The following is an 18,224-nucleotide window of genomic DNA, read 5'->3' on the forward strand; positions in this document are numbered from 1 at the left end:
ATCAACGTGTCGGTGCAGTCCGTGCGGCGCAAGAAGATTGCCATCGCCTGTCAGGGTGGAGGCACGCACGTCGCCTTCACCTGGGGTGCGCTCACCTCGATTCTGCGGGCCAAGCAGCGATGGGACGCCGACGGCGGCACCTCCTTCGATCTGGTCTCGTTCAGCGGCACGTCCGCCGGCGCGTTGTGCGCGCTTGCGACCTGGTACGGCCTGGCCCCCAACGGATCCGACCCGGACTGCGGCACCGTCGACAAGGCCGTCGAACGACTCGACCACCTGTGGACCGTGTTCGCGGCGACCAACCCCGCCGAGACGCTGCACAACCTGGCCGGGCAGGTGCTGCTGCGCTGGAAGGCCGCGGGCGTGGCCCTCCCCGAATCGAGTCCGTACGCCGCGGCGGGCCGCCTCGGGCTGCTCGGCCTGGGATCGGTGGGTGCCCGCCCGGAGTACCTCGGATTCCAGGGCCTGCTCGCCTCGCTCTGCCCGGACTTCGACTCGGTCGATTGGAAGCTCCTCGCCCAGAACAATGTCCGGGTCATCGCCGGCGCGATCGAGGTGCTCAGCGGCAACTTCGAGACCTTCGACTCGGACAAGACCCTGGAGGAACTGGGGCTCAAGCCCCCGCCGGAGCGCGACCAGTACGGCGCGACGCGGTGGCGGATGCGACGCGCCCTGTCGCTCGACGGGGTGGCGGCGTCGGGCACGCTGCCCGAGCTGCTGCCCGCACAACCGATCGAGAACCTCGAGTTCCCCACTGCGGACGAAGGCACCACCGTCCGGCGCACCGGCTACTACTGGGACGGCCTGTATTCGCAGAACCCGCCGGTGCGGGACCTGCTGGACACCGAGACCTGCGACGACAAGCCCGACGAGATCTGGGTGGTGCGGATCAACCCGCAGGAGTACTCGCCGACCTCGTTGCGCGTCGGTCTCGAGGAGATCCGCGACCGGGAGAACGATCTGGCCGGCAACCTGTCGCTGAACCAGGAACTCGACCACATCCTCACCGTCAACCGGTGGATCGACAAGTACGGCAACGACGCCCCGCCCCTGACGGACCGCAAGACCGTCGTGGTCCGCACGATCAAGATGAGCCGGGACTCGGCGTGGACGCTGGACCACGCCTCGAAACTCGACCGGAGTCCGCGGCACCTGGCGGCGTTGCGGGCCGAGGGCACGGAACTCACCGAGCGGTGGCTGGCCGACTGGCGCGCGGCCGGCGACGGCTTCCCCCGGTACCCGGCCGACGCCCGGTATACGTAAGGCCGGCATGTGCCGGACCTCGCTGTAGGTTCTCGCGGAACTTGTCATCTATGAGCGGCCGGTCGGTGCCACAGCGGTGTGAACCAGGCGCTGCCGGAGTGCTGTGATCCTGCCTGCGCGGATCCTGCCTGCGCGCCCGTGGCGGCGTCACGTTCAGGACACGCCGCGCCCCGGTTCGTCCGGCGAAATCGCGTGCGCTGCTTCTAGGCTGTGCCTGCGTGTCGGAGGTCACGCCGCTTCCCACCCTCCAGGAACGAGGTCGTCACGATGGTCCACCGATTCTCCGGCAACCGATTCCGTCCGAATGTCGTCCGGGGCACCGCGCTCACCGCAGCCGTGGCGCTGAGCGTGCTCGTCGGCCCGGGCGCCGCCACCGCCGCCGTCGACAACGCCCGCGTGCTGCCCCTCGCGGACGGCAACGCGATCGAGGTGTTGCAGGCCGACACCTCCATCCAGGGCGTTCTCCCGCTCGACAGCTCCCCGCTCAGTGTCGAGTTCTTCCACGACGGTTCCGCCACCGTGAACATCACCGGGCCCGGTGCCGCCGACTACACCGGCACCAAGCTCACCCTCGGATATCAGATCGGCTACCCGGTCGCGGTGCCCGGTGCGGTGGTGCACATTTTCACCCCCAGCCTGGACTGGGAGGTCGGCAACGAGGTGGGCGTCAACGTCGAACTGGCACCCGAATTCGCGCTGGGCCTCGACGCGAGCACCGGCGCGACGATCGGCGGCTCGATCATTCCCGAGCAGGAGATCGAGGTCGAACTCGCCCCCGGCGGCATCACCGAGGTCGCCATCGTCGAGGATCACGAGTTCGACGGGGATTCGGTCACCGTCCGGATCGCCGGCGTGCACGGCTCGGTCTCCGGTGCCGTCGGGCCGGTGACGGTCCGGCCGTTCGCTCGCGCGATCACCGCCAACAACGACACCGTGGTCACCTACGGCGTCCCGCAGCGCCTCAACTGACGGGCTCCGTCGGTGGTGGCCCTGGATCCCAGCGGGTCACCACCGACGGAGGCGGAGGCGATGCTCATCGGCGTGTGACCGAGCGTTGACGTCGAGCTTCTACCGTGCACTGCCGTGGCGATGACGCTGATCGACGACACCTACCGGATTCTCGATGTCGCCCCTGAGGGGGACGCGGTCCGCATCCGCCCGGACGACTCTCAGGCCTTCGAGCGGGCCCACTTGCGGGCACCCGCTGCCGGCCGACGCCGCCGTCTGCCGCCGGAGCCCCCAACGGCCGGCGACGGCGCCGAGCATCTCGGTGAACGCGACGCGCGCCTGCGATTCTTCGCCGAGCCCCCGAACCGGCTCGGCCGGCTCGCCGCAGCCCTGTGCCACCGCGACGAGCGGCTCCGCGGATTCGGCGCGTTTGCCGGCACCGACCTCCTCGAGGTAGCTCACTACGCGCTCGCCGCCACCGTCCACTCGGCCGGGCCGTCCTGCAGTTGCCGATACCGAAACAGAGAACCACACCAACCGTCAGCCCGGCGGGCGCAGGGCGGCGAACTCGTCGGTGACGCGCAGGCGCGACTCGGTGAAGCGGAACAGTGCCGGGGGACGGCCGCCGGCACGCCCCGGCGGGGCGGTGGTGCCGGTGGGGGTCAGGACGTCGCGGCGCTTGAGCACGCGCTGCAGGTTCGTGGCATCCACCTGGTATCCGAGTGCCGCACAATAGATCTCACGTAGCGTGGACATGGCGAACTCGGCGGGGGCCAGCCCGAAGGCGATGTTGGTGTACGAGAGCTTGGCGGCCAGGCGGGTGCGTGCGTTCTCGACCATGACCCCGTGGTCGAAGGACATCGCCGGCAGGTCCGACACGGGATGCCAGGCGGTGTCCTCGGGCAGGTGGGGATCGGAGGTGATCGGCACCAGCCCGAGGTAGGTCGAGGCGATCGTGCGCGGTCCCGGCACCCGGTGCGGATCGGAGAACACCGAGAGCTGCTCGAGGTGCGCCACCTCGCGCACGTCGACCTTCTCGGCGAGCTGGCGACGGGCGGAGGTGGTGAGGTCCTCGTCGTCGCGGAGGCGGCCGCCGGGCAGCGACCAGGTGCCCGCCTCCGGGTCGAGGGCGCGCTGCCACAACAGCACCCCGAGCTCGGTCTTCGTGCCGCCCTGGGTGTCCGGAAATCGGCGAACCTGGAACACGACGATGAGCACTTCGTGAAGGGTGCTACCATGTGTCATGTTTTCGATCCTAAGTCGAAAACCCCCGAATACGGAAATCCGGGCAAAGCCCGCCCGGTGCACGGCGAAGGAGCAGGCCATGACCACTACGACGTGGGCGGGCGCGCACACCCCGATCCAGGACGGACCCGGCGGCTACACCGGCGTCGAGGCGACCCCGGAGTGGGCCGAGGAGATCCGGCGACTGGCGCGCGAACGCAACGCCACGCTGCTGGCGCACAACTACCAGCTGCCCGCCATCCAGGACGTCGCCGATCACGTCGGCGACTCCCTCGCCCTCTCGCGCATCGCCGCCGAGGCCGAGGAGGACACCATCGTCTTCTGCGGCGTGCACTTCATGGCGGAGACCGCGAAGATCCTCAGCCCCGCCAAGACGGTCCTCATCCCGGACGAGCGGGCCGGGTGCTCGCTCGCAGACTCGATCACCGCCGACCAGCTGCGCGAATGGAAGGCCGACCACCCCGACGCGGTCGTCGTCTCGTACGTCAACACCACCGCCGAGGTCAAGGGCCTGACCGACATCTGCTGCACCTCCTCGAACGCGGTCGACGTCGTCGCCTCCATCGACCCCGACCGCGAGGTGCTGTTCCTGCCCGACCAGTTCCTCGGCGCCCACGTCAAGCGCGTGACCGGCCGGCAGAACATGCACATCTGGGCGGGCGAGTGCCACGTGCACGCCGGGATCAACGGCGACGAGCTCGCCGCCAAGTCCAAGGCGCACCCCGACGCCGAGCTGTTCGTCCACCCCGAGTGCGGCTGCGCCACCTCCGCGCTGTACCTCGCCGGTGAGGGCTTCGTCGCCGACGACAAGGTCAAGATCCTGTCCACCGGCGGCATGCTCGACGCGGCCCGCGCCACCGGCGCCAAGCAGGTCCTCGTCGCCACCGAGGTGGGGATGCTGCACCAACTGCGCAAGGCGGCGCCCGGCGTGGACTTCCAGGCCGTCAACGACCGCGCGTCCTGCCCCTACATGAAGATGATCACTCCGGCCGCGCTGCTGCGCTGCCTGCAGGAGGGCAAGGACGAGGTCCACGTCGACCCGGCCGTCGCCGAGCGGGCCCGGCAGTCGGTGCAGCGGATGATCGCGATCGGCAACCCCGGCGGCGGGGAGTGACGATGTCCTCCGGCGTCGGCGCGGGTCGAGCGGAGCGGCGGGACACGATCCGCTGGGAAGCCCGCGCCGACCTCGTGGTGGTCGGGGGCGGCGTGGCCGGCCTCACCGCAGCCCGCGCCGCGTCCCGGCGCGGACTGCGGGTGCTGACCGTCAGCAAGGGCGGCCCCACCGACACCGCCACCCAGTACGCGCAGGGCGGCATCGCCGTCGTCGCCCCGGGGCCGGCGGATTCCGTCGACTCCCACGTCGCCGACACCTGCGCCGCCGGCGCCGGCCTGTGCGACGAGACGGCCGTGCGGTCCATCGTCTCCGGCGGGCAGGACGCCGTCGCGGCCCTCACCGACCTGGGAGCCGTGTTCGACCGCGGCCGTGACGGCGGCATCGCCCGCACCCGCGAGGGCGGCCACAGCACCCGCCGCATCATCCACGCCGGCGGCGACGCCACCGGTGCCGAGATCCAGCGTGCCCTGGGCGCGGCCGGACTGCCGGTGCTCTTCGGTGCCGCCGCCGCCCGCGTCCTCACCGACACGCGCGGCGTCACCGGCCTGCTCGTCCTCGACGACCGGGGCCTCGGTGTCGTCCACACCCCGGCCGTGCTGCTGGCCACCGGCGGCCTCGGGCAGCTGTACGCGTGCAGCACCAACCCGCCCGGCGCCACCGCCGACGGTATCGCGCTGGCCCTGCACGCCGGTGCCGCCGTCGCCGACCTCGAGTTCGTCCAGTTCCACCCGACCGTGCTGTTCGCGGCCGGATCCGTCGGCCGCCGCCCGCTCGTCAGCGAGGCCGTGCGCGGCGAGGGTGCCCGCCTCGTGGACAGTGCCGGCCGCCCGGTCACCGCCGGGGTGCACCCCCTCGGCGACCTCGCGCCGCGCGACGTCGTCTCCCGTGCCATCGCCACCCGGCTCGCCGAGCTCGGCGACGACCACGTCCTGCTCGACGCCCGGCACCTGGACGGGTTCGCGCGGCGCTTCCCGACCGTCACCGCCTCCCTGGCGCAGGTGGGCCTGGACCCGGCCCGCGACCTGATTCCCGTCGCTCCGGCCGCGCACTACTCGTGCGGCGGGGTCGTCACCGACGTGTGCGGCCGCACCGGTGTACCCGGGCTGTACGCGGCGGGCGAGGTCGCCCGCACCGGCCTGCACGGCGGCAACCGGCTCGCCTCCAACAGCCTGCTCGAGGGCCTCGTCGTCGGCGAGCGCGCCGGTCTGGCCGCGGCCGAGGAGCGCGGGGGGCTGCGCGTCGAGACCGCCGACGCCGACCTGCCCGTCCGGCCCCGCGCGGACCGGGCGGCGTTGCAGCAGCTGATGACCCGGCACGCCTCCGTCGTCCGCGACGCCGCCGGGCTCGCCGTCGCCGGGGCGGGCCTCACCGCCGCCCCGACCGGCCGGTGCACCGACGCGGCGGCGCTCGAGGACGCCGCGCTCACCGTCGCGGCCCGGGCCCTGACCCTCGCGGCCGGCGCCCGCACCGAGAGCCGCGGGTGCCACACCCGCGACGACCATCCCGCATCCGACCCCGCGCAGCGTCGCAGCCTCGAGACGCGTCTCGACGCCGACGGCGAGATCACGCTGCGCACACCACAACTCACAGGAGCACACTGAATGGCCAGCACCGAGCTGCCCGCCGGACTCGATCGGGACGAGACGCTCGCGCTGGTGCGCGTCGCCCTCGACGAGGACCTGCGCTACGGCCCGGATGTGACCACCGCCGCCACGGTGCCGGCCGACGCCGTGGCCACGGCGTCGGTGGTGCCGCGCAGCCCCGGCACCGTCGCCGGGATCGACATCGGTCTGCTGGTACTCGACGAGGTCCTCGGTGCCGGCGACTATGAGGTGCTCGACCGGGCCGTCGACGGGCATCGTGCCGCGGCGGGGGAGGCGGTGCTCACGGTGCAGGCCCCCACCCGGGGCCTGCTCACCGCCGAGCGCACCATGCTGAACCTGATGTGCCACCTGTCCGGGATCGCCACCGCCACCGCGCAGTGGGTCGACGCCGTCGCCGGCACCGACGCGAAGATCCGCGACAGCCGCAAGACGCTGCCGGGCCTGCGGGCGCTGCAGAAGTACGCGGTGCGGGTCGGCGGCGGTGTCAACCACCGGATGGGTCTCGGCGACGCCGCGCTGATCAAGGACAACCACGTCGTCGCCGCCGGTTCGGTGGTCGCGGCGCTGCGGGCCGTGCGGGCCCAGGCCCCCGACCTCGAGTGCGAGGTGGAGGTCGACAGCCTCGAGCAGTTCGACGAGGTGCTCGCCGAGAACGTCGAGCTGATCCTGCTCGACAATTTCCCGCTGTGGCAGACGCAGATCGCGGTCCAACGGCGCAACACGCACGCGCCGCAGACCCGCCTCGAGTCCTCCGGGGGCCTGACCCTCGACGTGGCCGCGGACTACGCCCGCACCGGGGTCGACTACCTCGCCGTCGGCGCGTTGACCCACTCGGTGACCGTCCTCGACCTCGGTCTCGACATGTGACGCCACGCCGGGGCCGCGCTTGGCACCGGCCGCATCGATCGCGTACAACTGGCTACGTATCCGCCGCCGTGAGGCACCTCACGGCGGCGGCGCGCGTCCGGCGGGTCACAGGGGGTCCGCCACTAACCAGTTCCCCGTCGCCGGGGAACGGAGAGACCTCGCATGCGTTTGCCGATGTCCCCGATCGACTCGATGTTCCTGCTCGGCGAGTCGCGCGAGCATCCCATGCACGTCGGGGGGCTGATCCTGCTGCAGCCGCCGCCGGGCGGCGACGCCCGTTCCCTGCGCGCGCTGTTCGACGCGGCCCTCGCCGGTGACGACGTCGCGCCCCTGTGGCGCCGGCGCGCGGTCCGTTCCCTCGCCACCCTGGGGATGTGGACGTGGGAGGACGACCCGCACTTCGACCTCGAACACCACGTCCGTCGCGACGCCCTGCCACGCCCCGGGGGCATCGCCGAATTGCGCGCCCTGGTGTCGCGGCTGCACAGCACCCTCCTCGACCGCAGCCGGCCGCTGTGGGAGATGCACCTGATCGAGGGCCTCGCCGACGGGCGGTACGCGATCTACACGAAGATCCACCACGCCCTCGCCGACGGTGTCGGCGCGATGCGGCTGCTGCACCGGGCCCTGAGCTCCGACGCGGACCGCACCGACATGCCGCCGCCCTGGGCGCGCTTCCCGTCCGCCGACCCGCCGCACTCCGCGGTCGGGACCGCGCTCGACCTGCCGAGCATGACCGTGCGGGCCGTGCGCGGCGTCGTCGACGAGGCCGCCGGGATGGTGCCCGCGCTGGTGGGGACCGTGGACCGGGCCCTGCGGGGCCGCGGCGGCGCGGTGTCGCTCACGGCGCCGCGCACGATGCTCAACGTGTCCATCGCCGGTGGCCGCCGCTTCGCCGCGCACGACTGGTCGCTGACGCGGCTGCGGCGCGTCGCCGAGGCCGCCGGCGCCACCGTCAACGATGTCGTCCTCGCGATGTCCGCGGGAGCGCTGCGCGCCTACCTGCTCGACCACGAGGCCCTGCCCGACGATCCGCTCGTCGCGATGGTGCCGGTGTCGCTGCGTCGCGGGAAGACCACCGAGGGCGGCAACGACGTGGGCGTGCTGATGTGCCCGCTCGCCACCCACGTCGACGGTTCGGCGGCCCGCCTGGCCGCCATCCGGGACGCGATGGTCGACGGCAAGGAGTCCATGCGGGGCCGGTCCCAGACCGCGCTGCTGGCCACGAGCGCTCTCGGCATGGCTCCGCTCGCGGTCGGGGTGCTCACCGGCAACCGGGCCGTGGTGCGGCCGCCGTTCAACGTGATCGTCTCCAACGTGCCGGGCCCGGTCGAGCCGCTGTACTGGAACGGCGCCCGCGTCGACGCCCTGTACCCGCTGTCGGTGCCGGTCGACGGGCAGGCCCTGAACATCACCTGCACCAGCACCGACGATCGGATCGCGTTCGGGCTCACCTCGTGCAGCCGCAGCGTCCCGCAGCTCGATCGCCTGATCGCGCACCTCGACGACGAGCTCGCCGCGCTCGAACGCACCGTCGGGGTGGCGGGCGCCGACGGCGATCGGTGAGGCTAGGCTCGCCGGCGTGACTTCCTTCGACGCCGCCGTCGTCGCGGCCGTGACCGGGCACATGAACGACGACCACGCCGACGACAACCTGCTCGTGGTCCGCGCGTTCGCGGAACCCACGGCGGGCGCCGCCCGCATGACCGGCGTGCACACCGAGTTCGGCGAGTGGGTCGTCGAGGTCGGCGGCATCGAGACGACGGTGCGGGTGCCGTGGCTCGAGCCCGTCTCCGACCGGGCGGGGATCCGCACCGCAGTGGTCGCCCTGTATCACGCCGCGTGCGAGCGGCTCGGGGTGGCGCCGCGGCCGCACTGACCGGCCGTTATGCCGCGGCGGCCGCGCGGCGCACGGTGGCCAGGAACGCGGCGGCCGTGAAGAACAGCCCGGAGAACACCCGGCCCGTGATGCGCTGCTGGCGCGGCGAGCGCATCAGCGTCAGCACCCGCGCCGCCAGGCCCGTGTAGCCGGTCATGACGATCATGTCGACGGTCACCATCGTCGCCGCGATGATCAGGTACTGCCGCAGCAGCGGGGCTGCGGGATCGAGGAACTGCGGCAGCACGGCAAGCATGAACACCACCGCCTTGGGGTTGCTCGCGTTGACCAGGAACCCGCGCGCCACCAGCGCCGGCGCCGAGCCGAGTCCCGGCGCCGCGCCGGGGTCGACCTCGGTGGGGCGAGTGCGCCACTGGCGCACCCCCAGGTACACGAGGTAGGCCACGCCGAACCACTTGATCACCGTGAATGCCGCCGCGGACCCGGCGAGGACCGCGCCGACGCCGGCGGCGACCACCACGATCTGCAGCAGCAGGCCGAACTGCAGCCCGACGATGTTCCACCAGCCGCGCCGCAGTCCGTGGGCGAGGCCCGAGGACATGGACGCGATCGCGCCGGCGCCGGGGGAGAGGCTGATCACCCAGGCGGCGCCGAGCAGGGCCACCCACGTCTGCCAGGTCATCGGGCGATTCTACGACCGGGCCGGGCCGGTCAGCCCGGCACCGGCACCGGCCACGGCTCACCGGTGACGGCCCGGTAGGCGTCGACCCCGTCGGTGGGACGGCGCGTCAGGTTCGGATCCGTGCGCACGTCGACGGTATACAGGCCGAAACGTGGTGTGTAGCTTCCCCATTCGTAGTTGTCGGTGATCGACCAGTAGTTGTACCCGAAGACGGGGGCGCCGTCGGCCGCGGCGCGGCGCATCCGGTCGACGTGCTCGCGCAGGTGTCGCGCCCGGGTCCAGCCGTCGGCGCGGGGCGCCCCGTCGGCGGTGGGCATTCCGTTCTCCACGACGTACAGCGGCAGCCCCGGGAAACGGCGGGTGTAGTGCATCAGCGCCTCGTACATCCCGTCGGGATGCGGGACGATCGAGGCGAAGTCGTCGGTGAGCGCGTGGATCGCGCTCGGGTTGGCGAGGGTGGCCCCGTAGTAGTAGTCGAGCCCGAGGAAGTCGAGGGTGTCGCGGACCCGGTCGACGAACAGGGCGTCGAGTCCGGTCTGCACCCCGGGGATGTACGCGGCGTTGGACGTCACGCGCGCGCCCGGGTCCAGTTCGTGGATCCGGGCGTAGATCGAGCGGTGCGCGGCGACCAGGGCGTCGAACATGCGGGGGACGTCGGCAGCGTCGATCCCGCCGAAGGCGAGTTCCTTCTGGACGTAGATCGTCGGTTCGTTGATCGTCACCCACATCGCGCCCAGCCCGGCGTACCGGGCGACGACCTGCTCGGCGTTGGCGAGCCATGCCCCGACCGTGGCGGGATCGCGCCAACCGCCGCGGTCGGCGATCCACCCGGGGTACACCCAGTGGTCGAGGGTGATCATCGGGATCATGCCGTGCCCGCGCACCGTCGCGACGACGTCGTCGTAGTAGCGCAGTTCGGCCTCGTCCCAGCCGTGCGGGGTGGGCTGGATGCGGGACCACTCGACCGAGAACCGGAACACGTCCACCCCGAGGTCCGCGGCCGCGGCGATGTCCTCCCGGTAGCGGTGACGGAAATCCACCGAGGTGCCGACGAGTTCGTGGGTGCGGCCCGACGCGGCGTACCTGGTCCAGTTGCTGTCCGGCGGGGAGCCTTCGGATTGGAAGCCGGAACTCGACACGCCCCACAGGAACCCGTCTCCCGCGGCGTGGGCGGGCGGGGAGGACCCCGCCGCGGCGGCGGCCGCGAGGGCGGCCGTCAGCACCACGGCGGCAGCAGCCCTCCGTACCGCCGCGACGGCGGTCCTCATCGGGAGTGCGCGGCGATCCCGGCCGCAAGCCGAGGCCACAGCTCGGTGAGGGCGCGCCGGCCGACGAACAAGCCGAGGTGGCCGGCGTCGACGTCGTGCACCGTGATGTCGCCGGCGGGTGTGCTGACGTGGTCGGCGAGGGCGAGGACCTGTCCCGGTGGCACCACGAGGTCGTGCCGGCCGAGGACGATGTGCACGGGGCACTCGATCGCGGCCAGGTCCACCGGACCGGCCGCGGTGGTGACGGCCCCGGCGACGAGGTCGTTGCCGACGAACAGGTGCTCGAGGATCCACGTGCGGAATGCGGCGGGGATCTCCTGGCGCCAGAGGAACCACCGTCGTTCGTCGATCGCCTGTCCGAGGGTGTCGGGGTCGTTCAGCAGGCCCAGCAGTTCGAGGCTGCGCTGGACCTCGCTCACCGGGTCGGTGGGCAGCACCCCGAACAGCCGAGAGGCGTCGTACCACAGGTTCAGCACGGACGCGGACACCGAGCGTGGCACGTGTTCGAGGGCGCCGGCACCGGGACGGTCGGCGTGGAAGTCGATCGGGGCCCCCGCGACGGTGAGGCTGTGCACGGTCCGCGGATGCAGTGCGGCGTGCATCGCCGCGAGCCAGCCACCCTGGCTGCCGCCGACCAGGTTGACCCGTCCGCCGAGCAGTTCGACGGCCTCGGCGAGGACGGCGAGATGGTCGTCGAGGGAGGCGCCGTCGGTGACCGGGCCGGCGGGCGCCCAGTCCAGGCAGTACAGCCGCGACAACCCGCCGCTGCGCAGGGCGGAGACCTGGCTGCGGTCGGAGGAGAGGTCGACGATGCACGAGTGCGATCCGGACTGCGGCGGCAGCAGCAGGGTGGGGACGGCCTCGGGGGCGGGAGCGTCGGGGTCGCTGCAGTCACGCAGCCGGGCGAGCGGCCAGGAGTGCGCGACGGGCCACGGGTGGGCCCAGCGCGGGGGTTCGCGGTCGGTGAGCACGCGCCACCAGTCGGCGATGTCGCCGGCGACGTCGAGCGGGTGCGCGCCGCGTCGGCTCAGGGTGGCCAGGTAGGTGCTCCAGCCGGCGATCGCCGCCGCCCCGAGACGGAACGGGGCGGCGGCGATCGCGACGGTCTGCAGGGCGTTCATGGGGTTCATTGAACCGGCGCCCGGTGCGTGGTGCCCCTCTTCCGACGCGATCGCGTCGGAACAGACGCACAATCGATCACTTGAGGAGATCGCGTGCGGTGGTGGTCACCGTGGTGGTGAGCTCACGGGCGAAGGAGACCTGCGCCTTGGTGAGGTCCTCGACCCAGGCGATCGGGGTGGCGGAGGCGATCTTCTCCTGCAGGTCGAGCAGGCTGGTCACGGCGCGCTCGTAGGTGTCGACGGTGAGGTTGCCGCTCTGCTTGGCAGCGTCGACGACCTTGTCGTTGAACTCGCTCAGGCGGGCGGCGCTCTCGTCGAGAGCCTTGGTGAACTCGGCGGTGGCCTGGTTCGCGGCGGTGGTGGCCGACTCGGCGATCTTCTGAGCGGCGGCGGTGGCGTCCGCGGTGGCCTTGGCAGCAGCCTCGTTGGCCTTGGCGGTGTCGGCGGTGGTCTTGGCGACAGCGGCGTCGACGGGGGTCTTGGCGGTGGTCATGGCGTACCTTCCGTTCGGGTGTGTGAGGGCGCCTCGGAGGACGCTGTTAGCAGGTTAGCAAGATGAATGCTAACGCGCAAGTCCTCAGCTGAAGACGTACGTGCCCGGAGCGTCCTCGAGCGGCGGGTGGGCGGCGCTGCCCATTGCCGGCGGCGGCACCAGCTCCCCGGCGCGCTTGTTCGACCAGGCCGTCCAGTCCTCCCACCACGAGTGCTCGTAGCGGGTGGCCGCGTCGTCCCAGACCTGCGGATCCGCGGGCAGCGGCGAGCCGGTCTCGGCGTCCGGCGCCCCGACGGCCTTGAACCACACCTTCTTGCCGGGCGGGTTCACCGCGCCGGCGACGTGCCCGCCGTTGGTGAGCACGTAGCGCACGTCGCCGCCCAGCAGGTTCACCGCCTGGTACGACGATGTCCAGGGCACGATGTGGTCGTTGATCGCGCCGACGACGTAGGTGTCGCACGTGATGTCGTGCAGGTTCAGGGGCTGTCCGTCGAGCACGTAGAGGCCCTCGGCCAGCTCGTTGCGGCCGTACAGCGACCGGAGGTAGTGCGAGTGCATCTCCGCGGGCATGCTCGTGCTGTCCTCGTTCCACGCGAGGATGTCGAAGGCCGCAGGCTTCTCGCCCTTCATCCACCGCGAGACCCAGTAGTTGAAGACGAGGTCCTTCGCGCGGATCATGTCGAAGCTGCCGGCCATCTCCTTGCCGGACAGGAAGCCCTGCTGCCGCATCCGGAACTCGACGAGGTCCAGCGTGGACGGATCGGTCAGCAACCCGAGTTCCCCGACCTGGCTGTAGTCGAGCAGGGTGTTGAGCATGGTGAAGGCGGTCACGCGCTTGTCGCCGACGGCGAATGCGCGCGCGGCGGCCATCGCGGCCATCGCGCCGCCGAGGCAGATGGACAGCACCTCGATCTTCGGCGACCCGGTGATCTCCTCGACCACGTCCAGCGCGGCGGCAATGCCGTTGACGTAGTAGTCGTCCATGGTGATGTGCCGCATCGACTCGTCCGGGTTCCGGTACGAGAGCATGAACACGGTGCGGCCGTGCTGGACCGCCCACTCGGCGAGGCTGCGACCGGGTGCGAGATCGAGGATGTAGTACTTGTTGATCCACGGCGGCGCGGCGAGGATCGGCACCGCATGCACCTGCTCGGTCTGCGGCGTGTACTGGATCAGCTCGATCAGGTCGTTGCGATAGACCACCTTGCCCGGGGTGGCCGCGAGGTTCTCGCCGACGGTGAACGCGTCCGAGTCCACCTTCAGCGGCAGGCCGCCGCGGTTGAGCACGTCGTGCACGGCATATCGGGCGCCGCGCAGCAGGCTTGCCCCGCCCGTCTCGAATGCACGGGTGAGCACGCCCGGATTCCACAGGAAGTTCGACGGGGCCAGCACGTCGAGCATCAGGTTCGCGAACTGGCGGGCCTTGCCGTCCTGCAGCGGATCGCCGGCGCCGGCGTCGGTGAGTTCCTCGACGTAGGCCCGCGTGGCGAGATAACTCTGCAGGAGCGAGAAGTACGCGGGGTTCTCCCGCCAGGCGGTGTCGGAGAAACGGCGGTCCCGCGGGTCGAGCGGCATCGGCGGCTTGGGATCGTCGGCGTTGAACACGCGGGTGGCCGCCGCGGGGATCTTCACCAGCCGGCCCGCGTATTCCGTCGTGGCGGCGGTGACGGCCTGGGGGTTGCGGACGGCGCGTCCGGCCACCGACTTCACCGCGGGACCCCAGCCGATCGGGTCCAGGGTCGACTTCAACTTCTTGTGCACGTGGTCGAGCAAGGGACATCTCCAGATGGGGAAGAGGGGTGTGCCCCGAGGGTGACACCGCGTGCCGGGTCGCGCATCTTACCGCGAAGTACATGCGAGCTGCACGTGGGGCGGGCGGGCGGGGACGCGGCGCCCCACCAGCCGAAACCTGAGGATGGCTCACATTATGCCGTCCGATGTGACCTTACTCACTCCGCATCGTCGTCGGAGCGCGCACCCCGGCGCCGCTTACCCACGGTCACCTCCCGGAACGCCTCGTACATCTCCACCAGCGACCGCCGCTGCGCGTTCGTCAGATCCGGATCCTCCCGGATCGCGTGCACCACCGCGGACTCTCCCGGATCCGGCCGCCCCGCCTCGGCCGTCAACGCATCCGCCGACAGATGCAGCTGCTCGGCGATGGCCTGCAGCACGCGTTCGCTCGGCGCCCGCAGGTTCCGTTCGATCTGCGACAGATACGGGTTCGAGATCCCCACCATCGCGGCGAGCTGCCGCATGGGCAACTCGGCGAGCTCACGTTGCCGGCGGATCAGCTCCCCCAACGTCGGGGGGTGCGACACATCGTCCTCCATGTGGTCAGCATAGGTCCGGCCGCCGGCCGCCCCGAGGCGCACGGACGGCGCGTTCGGGGACTGCCGTCGAGGGCGATCGCCGCCATCACGGATAATGGAACGGACCCCCGTTCGCGAGAGAGGACACCTCATGCTTGCCCGCACCGACCTGCGTGGTCGAACCCCCACCACTGCGGAGCTGAGGGGCGCGCTGCCCCGCGGCGGAGTGGATGTGGACGCGGTGCTGCATCAGGTGCGGCCCGTGGTCGAGGACGTGCGCGACCGAGGCGCCGCCGCCGCCCTCGACTACAGCGAGAAGTTCGACGGGGTGCGCCCCGACCGCGTGCGGGTGCCGAAGGCCGAACTCGACCGGGCCCTCGAGGAACTCGATCCCGCCGTGCGCTCGGCGCTGGTCGTCGCGATCGAACGCACCCGCACGGTGCACCAGGACCAGCGCCGCACCGACACCGTCACCGAGGTCGTGCCCGGCGGCACCGTCACCGAACGCTGGGTGCCGGTCGAGCGGGTGGGGCTGTACGTGCCCGGCGGCAACGCCGTCTACCCGTCGTCGGTCGTGATGAACGTGGTGCCCGCCCAGGCCGCCGGCGTCGAGTCGCTCGTCGTCGCGTCCCCGCCGCAGGCGGACTTCGGAGGCCTGCCGCACCCGACCATCCTCGCCGCTGCCGCCCTGCTCGGCGTCGACGAGGTGTGGGCCGTCGGCGGTGCCCAGGCCGTGGCGCTGCTCAGCTACGGCGGCACCGACATGACACCGGACGGCACCGCCGTCGTGACACCGGACGGCACCGCCGTCGTGACACCGGACGGCACCGCCGTCGACGACGCCGAACTCGCGCCCGTGGACATGATCACCGGCCCGGGCAACATCTACGTCACCGCCGCCAAGCGCCTGTGCCGCGCCGTCGTCGGCATCGACGCCGAGGCCGGCCCCACCGAGATCGCGATCCTGGCCGACCACACCGCCGATCCGGTCCACGTCGCGGCCGACATGATCAGCCAGGCCGAGCACGACGTCATGGCCGCGTCGGTCCTCGTCACCACCAGCGCCGAGCTCGCCGACGCCGTCGACGCCGCCGTCGCCGCCCAGCTCGAGCTCACCAAGCACCGCGAACGCGTACGGACCGCGCTGTCGGGCAGCCAGTCCGGGATCGTCCTCGTCGACGACCTCGACCAGGGCCTGAAGGTCGTCGACGCCTACGCCGCCGAGCACCTCGAGATCCAGACCGAGAACGCCTCCGCGGTCGCCGCGCGGGTACGGGCCGCGGGCGCGATCTTCGTCGGCCCCTGGGCGCCGGTCAGCCTCGGTGACTACTGCGCCGGCTCGAACCACGTGCTGCCCACCGCCGGCTGCGCCCGGCACCAGTCCGGACTGAGCGTGCAGACGTTCCTGCGCGGCATTCACGTCGTCGAGTACAGCCGCGAGGCGCTCGAGGACGTCGCAGGGCACGTGATCACCCTCGCCACCGCCGAGGACCTGCCCGCGCACGGCGAGGCCGTGCGGCTGCGCTTCGAGGACCTGCAGTGAGCGCCCCGGGATCCGGCATCACCGTCGACGACCTGCCGCTGCGGGAGAACCTGCGCGGCAAGTCCGCCTACGGTGCGCCGCAGCTGACGGTGCCGGTGCAGCTCAACACCAACGAGAACCCGCACCCACCGACCCGCGCCCTGATCGACGACGTCGCCGAGTCGGTGCGCGAGGCCGCCGCGCAGCTGCATCGCTACCCCGACCGTGACGCCGTCGCGCTGCGCACCGACCTCGCCGCCTACCTGACCCGGCAGACCGGGGTGGGCGTGAGCGTCGAGAACGTCTGGGCCGCCAACGGGTCCAACGAGATCCTGCAGCAGATCCTGCAGGCCTTCGGCGGGCCGGGCCGATCCGCTATGGGATTCGTGCCGTCCTACTCGATGCACCCGATCATCGCCGACGGCACCCAGACCGAGTGGCTGCCGACCTACCGGGGCGAGGACTTCACCCTCGACCTCGACTCGTCGGTGGCCGCGATCCGCCGGCAGCAACCCGACGTGGTGTTCGTCACCAGCCCGAACAACCCCACCGGGCACAGCATCCCGCTCGACGAGCTGCGCGCGATCTGCGCGGCCGCGCCCGGCATCGTGATCGTCGACGAGGCCTACGCCGAGTTCTCCGCCGCCCCCAGCGCGCTCGCGCTGATCGACGAGTTCCCGGCCAAGGTGATCGTCTCGCGCACTATGAGCAAGGCGTTCGCGTTCGCCGGGGGCCGGCTCGGCTACCTCGCCGCCGCGCCCGCGTTCGTCGAGGCACTGCTGCTCGTGCGGCTGCCCTACCACCTGTCGGTGATCACCCAGGCTGCCGCCCGGGCCGCGCTGCGGCACGCCGACGAGACCCTCGGCTCGGTCGCGCGGCTGTGCGCCGAACGCGACCGCATCGCGACCGAGCTGACCCGATTCGGCTACCACGTGGTGCCTTCGGACGCGAACTTCATCCTGTTCGGGCGCTTCGCCGATGCCGCCGCGACCTGGCAGCGCTACCTCGACGAGGGTGTGCTGATCCGGGACGTCGGTATCCCCGGGTTCCTGCGCACCACCGTGGGCCTGGCCCACGAGAACGACGAACTGCTACGGGTGAGCGAGAAGCTCGCCGCCACCGAGATCGAGGACGGGCGATGAGCGAGCAGACCACCCCCACCCCGCGCACCGCGCGGATCGAGCGTGCCACCAAGGAGTCGTCCATCGTCGTCGAGCTGAACCTCGACGGCACCGGCCGCACCGACATCACCACCGGTGTCCCGTTCTACGACCACATGCTCACCGCGCTCGGTCAGCACGCCAGCTTCGACCTGACCGTGCGCGCCCAGGGCGACATCGAGATCGAGGCGCACCACACCGTCGAGGACACCGCGATCGTCCTCGGTCAGGCGCTGAATCAGGCACTCGGGGACAAGCGGGGCATCCGCCGCTTCGGCGACGCGTTCATTCCGATGGACGAGACCCTCGCGCACGCGGCGGTGGACGTCTCCGGCCGGCCCTACTGCGTGCACACCGGCGAACCGGACTACATGGTGCACTCGGTGATCGGCGGCTACCCCGGCGTGCCGTACTCGACCGTGATCAACAAGCACGTGTTCGAATCCCTCGCCTTCCACGCCCGCATCGCCCTGCACGTACGCGTGCTCTACGGCCGCGACCAGCACCACATCACCGAGGCCGAGTTCAAGGCCGTCGCGCGGGCGCTGCGCCAGGCCGTCGAACCGGATCCCCGGGTCAGCGGCGTGCCGTCGACCAAGGGCACCCTGTAGTGGACGTCGTCCTGACGTACGGCCTGTTCATGCTCGCCGGCCTCGCCGCGGGTGGCACCTGGTCGACGTGGCGGGGCGGCAACACCCTCTTCGCCGGGGTGCTGCTGGCGCTGACCCTGCTCGCCGCGATCGCCGGTGTGCTGAGGCTGCTCTGACGTCGTCGGATCGGCCGGG

19 protein-coding genes are annotated in these 18,224 nt (G+C 71.8%); 11 read left to right on the top strand and 8 right to left on the bottom strand.

All coding sequences use genetic code 11. The features are described 5' to 3' along the window. Nucleotides 1-6: 6 nt before the first annotated feature. Together A4U64_RS09755 and A4U64_RS09760 are read left to right on the top strand one after the other, a co-directional pair. Nucleotides 7-1,263: a patatin-like phospholipase family protein gene (locus A4U64_RS09755; RefSeq protein WP_029544094.1), complete on the top strand. Its 1,257-nt coding sequence runs from the start codon at nucleotides 7-9 to the stop codon at nucleotides 1,261-1,263. A 267-nt stretch (nucleotides 1,264-1,530) separates the two neighbouring features. Next, nucleotides 1,531-2,232: an MspA family porin gene (locus A4U64_RS09760; protein ID WP_006941310.1), complete on the top strand. Its 702-nt coding sequence runs from the start codon at nucleotides 1,531-1,533 to the stop codon at nucleotides 2,230-2,232. A gap of 99 nt (nucleotides 2,233-2,331) precedes the next feature. Here A4U64_RS09760 and A4U64_RS09765 read toward each other — a convergent pair whose 3' ends face one another. Both A4U64_RS09765 and A4U64_RS09770 read right to left on the bottom strand, forming a co-directional pair. Beyond that, the gene (locus A4U64_RS09765; protein WP_065922504.1) at nucleotides 2,332-2,673 is read right to left on the bottom strand and encodes a hypothetical protein; all 342 of its coding nucleotides are present in this window, start codon (nucleotides 2,671-2,673) and stop codon (nucleotides 2,332-2,334) included. Nucleotides 2,674-2,751: 78 nt separating this feature from the next. Continuing rightward, complete coding sequence (locus A4U64_RS09770; RefSeq protein WP_006941309.1) at nucleotides 2,752-3,456, bottom strand: NUDIX hydrolase; 705 nt, start codon at nucleotides 3,454-3,456, stop codon at nucleotides 2,752-2,754. A gap of 79 nt (nucleotides 3,457-3,535) precedes the next feature. Here A4U64_RS09770 and nadA point away from each other — a divergent pair, with 79 nt between their 5' ends. The 5 genes from nadA (at nucleotide 3,536) to A4U64_RS09795 (ending at nucleotide 8,920) form a co-directional block, all read left to right on the top strand. Next, nucleotides 3,536-4,570: a quinolinate synthase NadA gene (gene nadA, locus A4U64_RS09775; protein ID WP_050035344.1), complete on the top strand. Its 1,035-nt coding sequence runs from the start codon at nucleotides 3,536-3,538 to the stop codon at nucleotides 4,568-4,570. A gap of 2 nt (nucleotides 4,571-4,572) precedes the next feature. After that, nucleotides 4,573-6,171 (top strand): L-aspartate oxidase, encoded by a 1,599-nt coding sequence (locus tag A4U64_RS09780; protein WP_065923455.1) that lies wholly within the window; start codon nucleotides 4,573-4,575, stop codon nucleotides 6,169-6,171. Continuing rightward, nucleotides 6,172-7,041 carry a carboxylating nicotinate-nucleotide diphosphorylase gene (gene nadC / locus A4U64_RS09785; protein WP_006941300.1) on the top strand — a complete coding sequence of 290 codons (870 nt, stop codon included), beginning with the start codon at nucleotides 6,172-6,174 and terminating at the stop codon, nucleotides 7,039-7,041. It begins immediately after the preceding gene. A 162-nt stretch (nucleotides 7,042-7,203) separates the two neighbouring features. Then, nucleotides 7,204-8,607 carry a WS/DGAT/MGAT family O-acyltransferase gene (locus A4U64_RS09790; RefSeq protein WP_084648621.1) on the top strand — a complete coding sequence of 468 codons (1,404 nt, stop codon included), beginning with the start codon at nucleotides 7,204-7,206 and terminating at the stop codon, nucleotides 8,605-8,607. A 16-nt stretch (nucleotides 8,608-8,623) separates the two neighbouring features. Then, nucleotides 8,624-8,920 (top strand): DUF2470 domain-containing protein, encoded by a 297-nt coding sequence (locus A4U64_RS09795; RefSeq protein WP_006941289.1) that lies wholly within the window; start codon nucleotides 8,624-8,626, stop codon nucleotides 8,918-8,920. A gap of 7 nt (nucleotides 8,921-8,927) precedes the next feature. Here the strand turns inward: A4U64_RS09795 and A4U64_RS09800 are convergent, their stop codons facing one another. The 6 genes from A4U64_RS09800 to A4U64_RS09825 all read right to left on the bottom strand — a co-directional run bounded on the left by A4U64_RS09800 (nucleotide 8,928) and on the right by A4U64_RS09825 (nucleotide 14,778). Further along, entirely contained in the window at nucleotides 8,928-9,563 is a 636-nt protein-coding gene (locus tag A4U64_RS09800; RefSeq protein WP_065922506.1) for a LysE family transporter, read from the bottom strand. A 29-nt stretch (nucleotides 9,564-9,592) separates the two neighbouring features. Continuing rightward, nucleotides 9,593-10,831: a glycoside hydrolase family 1 protein gene (locus A4U64_RS09805; protein WP_029544092.1), complete on the bottom strand. Its 1,239-nt coding sequence runs from the start codon at nucleotides 10,829-10,831 to the stop codon at nucleotides 9,593-9,595. Further along, on the bottom strand, nucleotides 10,828-11,952 hold the full coding sequence (locus A4U64_RS09810) for an alpha/beta fold hydrolase (RefSeq protein WP_050036371.1): 1,125 nt from the start codon (nucleotides 11,950-11,952) through the stop codon (nucleotides 10,828-10,830). The genes A4U64_RS09805 and A4U64_RS09810 overlap by 4 nt, the downstream gene beginning before the upstream one ends. 76 nt (nucleotides 11,953-12,028) lie before the next feature. Next, nucleotides 12,029-12,445 (bottom strand): hypothetical protein, encoded by a 417-nt coding sequence (locus A4U64_RS09815; protein WP_006941283.1) that lies wholly within the window; start codon nucleotides 12,443-12,445, stop codon nucleotides 12,029-12,031. 84 nt (nucleotides 12,446-12,529) lie between these two features. Then, entirely contained in the window at nucleotides 12,530-14,218 is a 1,689-nt protein-coding gene (locus A4U64_RS09820; RefSeq protein WP_050035341.1) for a PHA/PHB synthase family protein, read from the bottom strand. Between the two features lie 176 nt (nucleotides 14,219-14,394). Continuing rightward, nucleotides 14,395-14,778: a helix-turn-helix domain-containing protein gene (locus tag A4U64_RS09825; RefSeq protein ID WP_029544089.1), complete on the bottom strand. Its 384-nt coding sequence runs from the start codon at nucleotides 14,776-14,778 to the stop codon at nucleotides 14,395-14,397. Nucleotides 14,779-14,908: 130 nt separating this feature from the next. On the opposite strand from A4U64_RS09825, the gene hisD reads away from it, so the two are divergent. From hisD to A4U64_RS28490, 4 genes are read left to right on the top strand one after another with little or no spacing between them, the layout of a single operon-like run. Beyond that, entirely contained in the window at nucleotides 14,909-16,300 is a 1,392-nt protein-coding gene (hisD, locus tag A4U64_RS09830) for a histidinol dehydrogenase (RefSeq protein WP_065922507.1), read from the top strand. Continuing rightward, a complete protein-coding gene (locus A4U64_RS09835) occupies nucleotides 16,297-17,421 on the top strand; it encodes a histidinol-phosphate transaminase (RefSeq protein ID WP_006937022.1) in 1,125 nt (374 codons plus the stop codon). Before hisD ends, A4U64_RS09835 begins: the two co-directional genes overlap by 4 nt. Beyond that, the gene (hisB, locus tag A4U64_RS09840; RefSeq protein ID WP_029544085.1) at nucleotides 17,418-18,050 is read left to right on the top strand and encodes an imidazoleglycerol-phosphate dehydratase HisB; all 633 of its coding nucleotides are present in this window, start codon (nucleotides 17,418-17,420) and stop codon (nucleotides 18,048-18,050) included. The genes A4U64_RS09835 and hisB overlap by 4 nt, the downstream gene beginning before the upstream one ends. After that, nucleotides 18,050-18,205, top strand: coding sequence for a hypothetical protein (locus A4U64_RS28490; RefSeq protein WP_006937015.1), 156 nt, complete (start codon nucleotides 18,050-18,052; stop codon nucleotides 18,203-18,205). The genes hisB and A4U64_RS28490 overlap by 1 nt, the downstream gene beginning before the upstream one ends. Nucleotides 18,206-18,224: the final 19 nt, after the last annotated feature.

This window comes from Rhodococcus sp. WB1 (assembly GCF_001700945.1).
Classification (GTDB): domain Bacteria; phylum Actinomycetota; class Actinomycetes; order Mycobacteriales; family Mycobacteriaceae; genus Rhodococcus; species Rhodococcus aetherivorans.